This window comes from Paraburkholderia sp., assembly GCF_034668105.1.
Lineage (GTDB): Bacteria > Pseudomonadota > Gammaproteobacteria > Burkholderiales > Burkholderiaceae > Paraburkholderia.
The window spans coordinates 1-9,050 of the sequence record NZ_JAXDPY010000117.1 but is presented as its reverse complement, the minus strand read 5'-3'; the positions used below and the strand labels follow the sequence as shown (position 1 = coordinate 9,050).

General features: G+C 61.9%; 8 protein-coding genes. All 8 read right to left on the bottom strand.

Annotation, left to right across the window (positions count from 1 at the left end):
• The coding region (gene rpsA / locus QOC89_RS05665) for a 30S ribosomal protein S1 (RefSeq protein WP_323044133.1) at window positions 1–1,550 on the bottom strand (1,550 nt) is incomplete at its 3' end.
• A 161-nt stretch (window positions 1,551–1,711) separates the two neighbouring features.
• Window positions 1,712–2,398: a (d)CMP kinase gene (cmk, locus tag QOC89_RS05660; RefSeq protein ID WP_323044132.1), complete on the bottom strand. Its 687-nt coding sequence runs from the start codon at window positions 2,396–2,398 to the stop codon at window positions 1,712–1,714.
• Between the two features lie 35 nt (window positions 2,399–2,433).
• Entirely contained in the window at window positions 2,434–3,738 is a 1,305-nt protein-coding gene (gene aroA, locus QOC89_RS05655; protein ID WP_323044131.1) for a 3-phosphoshikimate 1-carboxyvinyltransferase, read from the bottom strand.
• Between the two features lie 18 nt (window positions 3,739–3,756).
• Window positions 3,757–4,698: a prephenate dehydrogenase gene (locus tag QOC89_RS05650; protein WP_323044130.1), complete on the bottom strand. Its 942-nt coding sequence runs from the start codon at window positions 4,696–4,698 to the stop codon at window positions 3,757–3,759.
• Window positions 4,699–4,749: 51 nt separating this feature from the next.
• Window positions 4,750–5,862 carry a histidinol-phosphate transaminase gene (gene hisC, locus QOC89_RS05645; protein WP_323044129.1) on the bottom strand — a complete coding sequence of 371 codons (1,113 nt, stop codon included), beginning with the start codon at window positions 5,860–5,862 and terminating at the stop codon, window positions 4,750–4,752.
• Between the two features lie 81 nt (window positions 5,863–5,943).
• Window positions 5,944–7,026 (bottom strand): prephenate dehydratase, encoded by a 1,083-nt coding sequence (gene pheA, locus QOC89_RS05640; RefSeq protein ID WP_323044128.1) that lies wholly within the window; start codon window positions 7,024–7,026, stop codon window positions 5,944–5,946.
• 78 nt (window positions 7,027–7,104) lie between these two features.
• A complete protein-coding gene (gene serC, locus QOC89_RS05635) occupies window positions 7,105–8,187 on the bottom strand; it encodes a 3-phosphoserine/phosphohydroxythreonine transaminase (protein WP_323044127.1) in 1,083 nt (360 codons plus the stop codon).
• Window positions 8,188–8,535: 348 nt separating this feature from the next.
• On the bottom strand, window positions 8,536–9,050 hold a 515-nt coding region (locus QOC89_RS05630), incomplete at its 5' end, for a DUF2059 domain-containing protein (RefSeq protein ID WP_323044126.1).

Sequence of the window (9,050 nt, the reverse complement as noted above, 5' to 3'; positions counted from 1 at the left end):
TTGACCTTGTCGCCTTCCTTCAGCACGTTGCGAGCATCTTCCACGCGGTCTTGTGCGATTTCCGAAGCGCGCAGGTAGCCTTCGACTTCCGCCGACAGCTGAACCACTGCACCCTTCGCGTCCACCGTCTTGACCACGCCGTCGACGATCGAACCCTTGTCGTTCATTGCAACGAAGTTGCTGAACGGGTCGCCTTCGAGCTGCTTGATACCCAGCGAAATACGTTCCTTCTCGACGTCGATGCCGAGAACGATCGCTTCCACTTCGTCGCCCTTCTTGTACTTGCGAACTGCTTCTTCGCCCGTTTCGCTCCACGACAGGTCCGACAGGTGAACCAGACCGTCGATGCCGCCCGGCAGACCGATGAAGACGCCGAAGTCGGTGATCGACTTGATTGCGCCTTGCAGCTTGTCGCCCTTCTTGAAGTTGCGGCTGAAGTCGTCCCACGGGTTCGGCTTGCATTGCTTCATGCCGAGGCTGATACGGCGGCGGTCTTCGTCGATTTCGAGAACCATGACTTCGACTTCGTCGCCCAGCTGAACAACCTTCGACGGTGCGACGTTCTTGTTCGTCCAGTCCATTTCCGACACGTGAACCAGGCCTTCGATGCCCGATTCGACTTCGACGAATGCGCCGTAGTCGGTGATGTTGGTGACCTTACCGAACAGGCGCGTGCCCGACGGGTAACGGCGGGAAATGCCTTCCCACGGATCGTCGCCCAGCTGCTTGATACCCAGCGAAACGCGGTTCTTCTCTTGGTCGAACTTGAGGATCTTCGCGGTGACTTCCTGGCCAACCGACAGCACTTCGCTCGGGTGACGCACACGACGCCATGCGATGTCGGTGATGTGCAGCAGGCCGTCGATACCGCCGAGGTCCACGAACGCGCCGTAATCCGTGATGTTCTTCACCACGCCTTCCACGATCGCGCCTTCCTTCAGCGTTTCGAGCAGCTTTGCGCGCTCTTCACCTTGGGTTGCTTCGATCACGGCACGGCGCGACAGCACGACGTTGTTACGCTTGCGGTCGAGCTTGATGACGCGGAATTCCAGCGTCTTGCCTTCGTACGGGGTCGTGTCCTTGACCGGACGCGTGTCAACCAGCGAACCCGGCAGGAATGCGCGGATGCCGTTGACCATGACGGTCATGCCGCCCTTAACCTTGCCCGTGATCGTGCCGGTCACGAGTTCGTTGTTGTCGAGGGCCTTTTCCAGCGACAGCCACGAAGCCAGACGCTTCGCCTTGTCGCGCGACAGGATCGTGTCGCCATAGCCGTTTTCCAGCGCGTCGATCGCGACGGAAACGAAGTCGCCCGCCTGCACTTCTACCTCGCCCGCGTCGTTCAGGAACTCTTCGAGCGGGATGTAGGCTTCGGACTTGAGACCAGCGTTGACGACCACGAAATTGTGGTCAACACGCACGACTTCGGCGGAAATCACCTCGCCAGCGCGCATGTCTTGCTTGGTCAGCGACTCTTCGAACAGAGCCGCAAAAGATTCGGTATTCGGGTTGGAAGTTTGCAGGTCGGACATAAAAATCAAATTTTGCATGGTGCTCGCGGTGCCCGGCTGGCCGGGACGGTCAGCAACTTCGGCAGAATGCGAATGCCACGCGGGGTTAAGGGGTTGATACACGCTCCAAGCACACGTGGAGCACCTACTGACAACGGTACTTCTACTGCGCCCACTGCTCATATGGCTATAAGCAGTGATCAAACATGCGGGACCCATGCTTCATACCACTGCACCACCTGTTCGACCGCCTGGTCGACGGACAATGCGGAGGTATCCAGCAGCTTCGCATCCGCTGCGGGCTTGAGCGGAGCGGCCGCGCGCTGACTGTCACGCTCGTCGCGCTCACGCAAATCCCGGAGCAAGTCATCTATATTAGCAGAAAATCCTTTTTGGATCAATTGCTTATGCCGGCGCGCCGCGCGGGCCTCGACGCTGGCGGTCATGAACACTTTCAGCATGGCATCCTGGAAGATCACCGTGCCCATGTCCCGACCATCGGCGACTAGCCCGGGTTCCTTACGGAAAGCCCGCTGACGGGCCACCAGCGCGGTCCGCACGGGCGCGTGCACCGCTATCGCCGAAGCGCGGCTGCCGACTTCTTCCGCACGAATGTCGGCTGAAACGTCGGCGCCGTCGAGTTGCGCCAGCCCCTCGCGAAAGGTGATGTGCAGGTCGTCGATCAGTTTGACGAGGGCGTCGACGTCGTCCGCGACAATGTTATAGCGCATGCTGGCCAGCGCGGCCAACCGGTACAGTGCGCCGCTATCCAGCAAGTGGAAGCCGAGGCTCGCAGCAACCAGCGCGGCCACCGTGCCTTTGCCGGAGGCGCTGGGGCCGTCGATTGTAATGACGGGCGTCTGGTGAAAGGGACGGATCGGTTTCATCGAAAAAGTCGCACGTCAGTCGATTCGGGAGCGAATCAGGGTTGAGCCAGCGCGGTGAAGCGCTCGAAATAATCGGGGAATGTCTTGCCGACGCACTTCGGATCGTTGATCCGGATCGGCACGCCGCCCAGACTCACGAGCGAGAAGCACATCGCCATGCGATGATCGTCGTAGGTGTCGATCGCGGCGTTCGGAATCAGCTTTTCGGGTGGCGTCACGACGAGGTAGTCTTCGCCCTCCTTCACCTTGGCGCCGACCTTGCGTAGTTCAGTTGCCATTGCGGCGATCCGGTCGGTTTCTTTCACACGCCAGCTGGCGATGTTGCGCAACGTGGTCGTGCCGTCCGCGAACAGCGCGGCGACGGCGATCGTCATCGCGGCGTCCGGAATCAGGTTGAAGTCCATGTCGATCGGATCGAGCTTGCCGTTGTCGTTGCCGACGCCGCGCACTTCGATCCAGTCATCGCCCATTTGCAGGTTCGCACCCATCTTGATCAGCGCGTCTGCAAAGCCGACGTCGCCCTGGATGCTGGACCGGCCGACGCCCTCCACTTTCAGCGGACCGCCGCCGAGCGCGCCGGCCGCGAGGAAATACGACGCCGACGATGCGTCGCCTTCCACCATGATCGTGCCCGGCGACTGATAGCGCTGCCCGGCCGGCACGATGAAGCGGTGCCATTCATGGCGCTCAACCTTGATGCCGAAGCGCTCCATCAGCTTGATCGTGATCTCGATGTACGGCTTCGAGATCAGTTCGCCGTCGACCTGCACGGTCGTCACACCGCTTTCCGTGCGCAACAGTGGCAGCGTCATGAGTAGCGAAGTCAGGAACTGGCTCGACACGTCGCCACGCACGTGGATCGGCGCGTCGGCCAGAATCCGCGCCGGGCGGATCCGCAGCGGGGGATAGCCGTCATTCTCTTCGTAGTCGATCTTCGCGCCGATCTGCCGCAAGCCGTCGACCAGATCGCCGATCGGCCGCTCGTGCATGCGCGACACGCCGTGGATACGATAGTCGCCGCCGTTCACCGCGAGCGCCGCCGTCAGCGGACGCACGGCCGTGCCCGCGTTGCCAAGGAACAGATCGGCGGTACGCGCCGTGAACGCGCCGCGCGTGCCGGTCACCACACAGGTGTCGCCTTCGCGAGTCAAGCGCACGCCCAGCTTTTCGAGCGCTGCGAGCATCACGCGGGTGTCGTCGGAGTCGAGCAGGTTGGTGATCGTCGTTTCGCCTTCAGCGAGCGCGGCGAGCAGCAGCACACGATTCGAAATGCTTTTCGAACCGGGCAAACGAACCGTGCCAGACGCACGGGAAAAGGGTCCGAGATCGAGGAATTCCATGATTGAGTCCAATTCCGGTTATTTCGAAGCGTCGCCGAGGGCCGCCCCGGCAGTGCGCTGTTCCTGCCATTCGTTACGCGCGACGCGCGAGCGCGCGAACACGGCTTCGAGCGCGGCGCCGTCGCCGGCGTCGATCGCGGCGCGCAAGCGCGCGAGCACCGCCGTGTAGGTGTCCAGTTCGTCGAGCAGCGCAACCCGATTGGCCACGCACACGTCACGCCACATTTCCGGGCTCGATGCGGCGATCCGCGTGAAGTCACGAAAGCCGCCGGCGGCGAATGACAATTTCAACGCGGCATCCGGCGAAGTGAGAATCTGCTCGACCAGCGCGAAAGACAAAACATGTGGCAAATGGCTGACCGACGCGAGCACGCGGTCATGCTGCTCGGGCGTCATGTCCCGCACACACGCGCCGGTCGCGCGCCACATCGCGGCCACGCGCTCGACCGCTTCCGGGGCGTTCTCCGGCAGCGGACACAACACGACGTTGCGGTTCACGTACAGATCGGGCAACGCGGCATCCGGGCCGCTCGCCTCACGGCCGGCAATCGGATGCCCCGGCACGAACTGGCCGATGCGCGCACCGAGCGCCGCGCGTGCCGAAGCGACCACGTCGGACTTGGTGCTGCCAGCATCGGTAACGATCGTGTTGGCATCGAGAAACGGCGCAATGCGTTCGAGCAACGGCTGGGTCTGCGCGACAGGCGCGGCAAGCAGCACGAAGTCGGCGCCGGCGAGCGCATCGCGCAATGCGACGTCGTCGTTCAACGCCGCGGCGCCGTCGATCACACCCAACGCCAACGCACGCGCCGTCGACGCGGACGAACGCCCAACCCCAATCACCGCGCGCGCACCAGCCGTCTCGCCCCGTTCGCGCAGCGCGCGCGCGAGCGAGCCGCCGATCAGGCCGACACCGAAAATCACCAGCTTGTTAAAAGAGAACGCGGCCACGTCGGTCACAGAATAAGCGCGCCTTCCATCGAGCAAGGCGCGCGGGTCAAGGTCAACCGCTTACGCGGGCGCGAGCGTCTTTTCGAGCGCCGCGATGAACGCTGCGTTTTCTTCCGGCAGGCCGATCGTGATGCGCAGCCATTGCGGCAAACCGTAGTTGCCGACCGGGCGCACGATCACGCCCTGTTTCAGCAGTTCCAGATTGACACGGTTGCCGGCTGCGTTGTCGTTGCCGACGCGCACCAGCACGAAATTGCCGTCCGACGGCACATACTCGAGACCGAGCCTGTCGAACGCCGCGGTCAACAGGCGATAGCCTTGCGCATTCAAGGCCGCGCTTTTTTCCAGAAACGCCTTGTCGTTCAGCGCCGCGATCGCTGCGGCTTGCGCCAGCGTATTCACATTGAATGGCTGACGCAGACGGTTCAGCAGATCGGTCAACTCCGGCTGCGCAATCGCGAAGCCCACGCGCAAGCCAGCGAGGCCAAACGCCTTCGAGAACGTGCGCGACACCAGCAGATTCGGATAACGGCGCACCCACGCGATGGAGTCGTAGCGCTTTTCTTCCGACAGATATTCCGTGTACGCCTCGTCGAGCACGACGGCGACATGACGCGGCACCTTGTCGAGAAACGCCTCAAGCTTTTCGCCTTCGATGAACGTGCCGGTCGGATTGTTCGGGTTCGCGACGAAGATCAAACGAGTGTCGTCAGTGATCGCGGCGAGCATGCCGTCGAGATCGTGGCCGTACTTGACGGCCGGGACGACGATCGCACGCGCACCCAGGCCTTGGGTGGCAAGCGCGTACACCGCGAAAGAATATTGCGCGTAGACGATCGACTGCCCCTTCTCGACGAACGCATGCGCCGCCATCTCGAGAATGTCATTGCTGCCGTTGCCGAGCGTGATCCAGTCGGCCGGCACACCGTAGCGCTCGCTCAGCGCCGCCTTCAATTCGAATGCATTCGCGTCCGGATAGCGGCCGAGTTCGCTGGCCGCCTGCGCGATCGCACGTTGTGCCGATTCCGGCATGCCAAGCGGATTTTCGTTCGACGCGAGCTTCACGATGGTCGCTTCGTCAAGGTTAAACTCGCGGGCCACTTCCGAAATCGGCTTTCCGGCGATATAAGGCGCAATCGCGCGCACATAGGAAGGACCGAAAGACGTTGTCATGAAAATCTCCGAACGACTAATTAGCAGTAAATGAAGGTGCGGCAGGCGCGCCCCGCTGGCATGAGCGCGCCTCGACAGACATTAGCGGGCGCGCGGATACGAGCCGAGTATCTTCAGGAACGCGGCCTTCTCGCCAAGTTCGGTGAGCGCGGCGGCGACCGCCGGTTCGTCGCGATGGCCTTCGACGTCGATATAGAAGTAATACTCCCACGTGCCGACGCGCGCCGGGCGCGACTCGAAACGGGTCATGGATACACTATGGCGCGCCAACGGCTCCAGCAACTTGAACACGGCGCCCGGCTCGTTCGCCACCGACACGATCAACGAGGTCTGGTCGTGTCCGCTCATGCCGGTGCGCTCCTGGCCGATCATCACGAAACGCGTGCGGTTGTGCGGATCGTCCTGGATCAGCGCGTACGCGACTTGCAAACCGTAATGCGTCGCGGCGCGATCGCCGGCAATGGCTGCGACAGTTGGATCTTCCGCCGCCATGCGCGCGGCTTCGGCATTGCTCGACACCGCCTGGCGCTCGAGGTGCGGCGCATTGGTTGCAAGCCAGCGCTGGCATTGGGCGAGCGCTTGTGCATGCGCGCATACGCGCGTCACGCCGGTGAGGCCGCCGTTCAGCGTCAACAGGTTATGGTGAATCGGCAAAGCCAATTCGCCACCAATAGTGAGCTGGGTTTGCAGCAACAGATCCAGCGTGCGCGATACCGCGCCTTCGGTCGAATTTTCGACGGGTACGACGCCGAATTCGGCGGCGCCCGCCTCGACCGAGCGAAACACTTCGTCGATCGACGGACACGGCAGACCTTCGATCGACTGACCGAAGTATTCGTGCATCGCCTGTTCGCTATAGGTGCCGACCGGACCGAGATACGCGGCCTTGATGGTCTTCTCGAGCGCGCGGCTCGCGGCCATGATCTCGCGCCAGATCGCACTGATATGCTCGCCGGCCAGCGGGCCGTCGCTCATGTCCTGCAGGCGCGCGATCACCTGCTGCTCACGCTCGGGGCGGAACACCGGCGCGTTGAAATGCTTTTTCACCTCGCCCACTTCGAGCGCCACCGCGGCGCGCTGATTGAGGAGCGCGATCAGCTGCGCGTCGAGCGCGTCGATGCGTTCGCGAAGGGGTTTGAGTCGGGTATTGAGTTCGTCGTCCATGCGTGAAAACGGCCCTGCCGGTAGCTGCTGCACAAATGCGTGCTGGAAAGGATGCGCGCGCCTGAATGCCTGAGACGATCAGGCGCTGCGCTGTTCGAATTCCTTCATGTATTCGACAAGCGCTTTGACGCCTTCGAGCGGGACGGCGTTATAAATCGACGCCCGCATGCCGCCGACGGACTTGTGGCCCTTTAGCTGCACCATTCCCCGCGCTTTCGCGCCGGCCAGGAAATCTTCGTTGCGCGACTCGTCGGCGAGGAAAAACGGTACGTTCATCCGGGAGCGCGAGCCACGCTCGACCTTGTTCAGATAGAAGCTGCTCGAATCGATCGCGTCGTACAGGAGCTTCGATTTTTCGAGGTTACGCGCTTCCATTGCGGCAAGGCCGCCCTGCTTCTTCAACCACTTGAACACCAGCCCTGCGACGTAGATCGCGTAGGTGGGCGGTGTGTTGTACATAGAATTGTTCTCGGCAACGGTTTTCCATTCGAACGCCGACGGGCAGATCGCCTGCGCGCGATCCAGCATGTCTTCGCGCACGATCACGACCGTTACGCCCGCCATGCCGATGTTCTTCTGCGCGCCGCCAAACAGCACACCGTATTTGGCAATGTCCATGGGCCGCGACAGGATGTGCGACGACGCATCAGCCACCAGCGGAATATCGCCGAGATCCGGGATCTCGAACGTCTCGACACCGTGGATTGTTTCGTTCGTGCACAAATGCACGTACGCCGGATCGTCCGACAACTGCCATTCCGAGCGCGCCGGCGCGCGCGTGAAGCCCTCAGCCGTCTGACCGCTGGCCGCCAGATGCACGGTGCCGTACTTTTGCGCTTCTTTCAGCGACTTCTGCGACCACGAACCCGTCACGATGAAATCCGCGCGCGGTTTCGCGCCCATCAGATTCATCGGCACGATCGCGTTTTCACCCAGGCCGCCGCCTTGCAGAAACAGGATGCGATGGCTGGCGGGCACCCCGAGCAACTCGCGCAGGTCGACGAGCGCCTCCTCGTGGATCGACATGAATTCTTTGCCACGATGGCTCATTTCCATCACGCTCATGCCGCTGCCGTGCCAATCGAGCATCTCGTCGGCCGCTTGACGCAGCACTTCTTCGGGCATGGCCGCTGGGCCGGCGGAGAAATTAAAAACGCGCATCGTGAGATCCTGGAAGCTGGCGCGAAAAAAGAACAGATCGCGCAAAAATCGGCGAAGCCGGCAACCGCTGCAACGGCAGCCCCGGCAAAGTTTGTGACGCGAACTCGACGACGCGAGTTTAACGGCGCACGTCTGACAACGATTTCGCGCCCAAAAAGAAAATGGCCGTCCGCGCGTGTGCGCAAACAGCCATTATCGCATTGTCGCCGCTAACCCGCCAAACCCCGCATACCGTATAGCTTGCCGAGCAGCGGCCAGGGCGATGTCAGCGCAACTTTTCGACCTTTTCAGTTAAATCAGCCGGCTCAGCGAGTAGGCCTATGACGAGCCCACTCACTTCGTCAAAACTTACTTAGCCGGCTTGATCGAAGCGACTTCCTTGTCAGCCTGGTCACGCGTTGCCTTGATCGATTGCGGCATGTACTTTTGCATCAAGCCGTTCACGACGTCGCGGCCAACCTGGTCCTGGACCTGGATGAACTTGCGGCCGGTCGGGCTCTTGTAGAACGCGGTCAGATCCTTGATTTCCGACGTGCTGTAGTACTTCGCATAAGCGTCGTACTGAGCTTGCATTGCGTCCTGGCGGAAGCCGTCCGTTGCGAACACCTGGCCCGCGCCGTCAACCAGCTTCGGTACCGAGTTCTTTTGCAACGTGGGGACGGAAGCTTGCTTCTGCTTGTCCGTCATCGTCTTGTTTTCGCTCAGGGCATCCGACAGGATGGCCGGAACCAGCTGCTTCGCTTGCATTTGCGCGCTGTTGCCAATTGCGCCGACGAGCTTCTGTGCGTCGATTGCGTCCAGCAGGTCCTTGATTGCAGCCTGCTTGGCCGGATCAACCGGTGCTGCGGCAGCAGCCGGAGCCG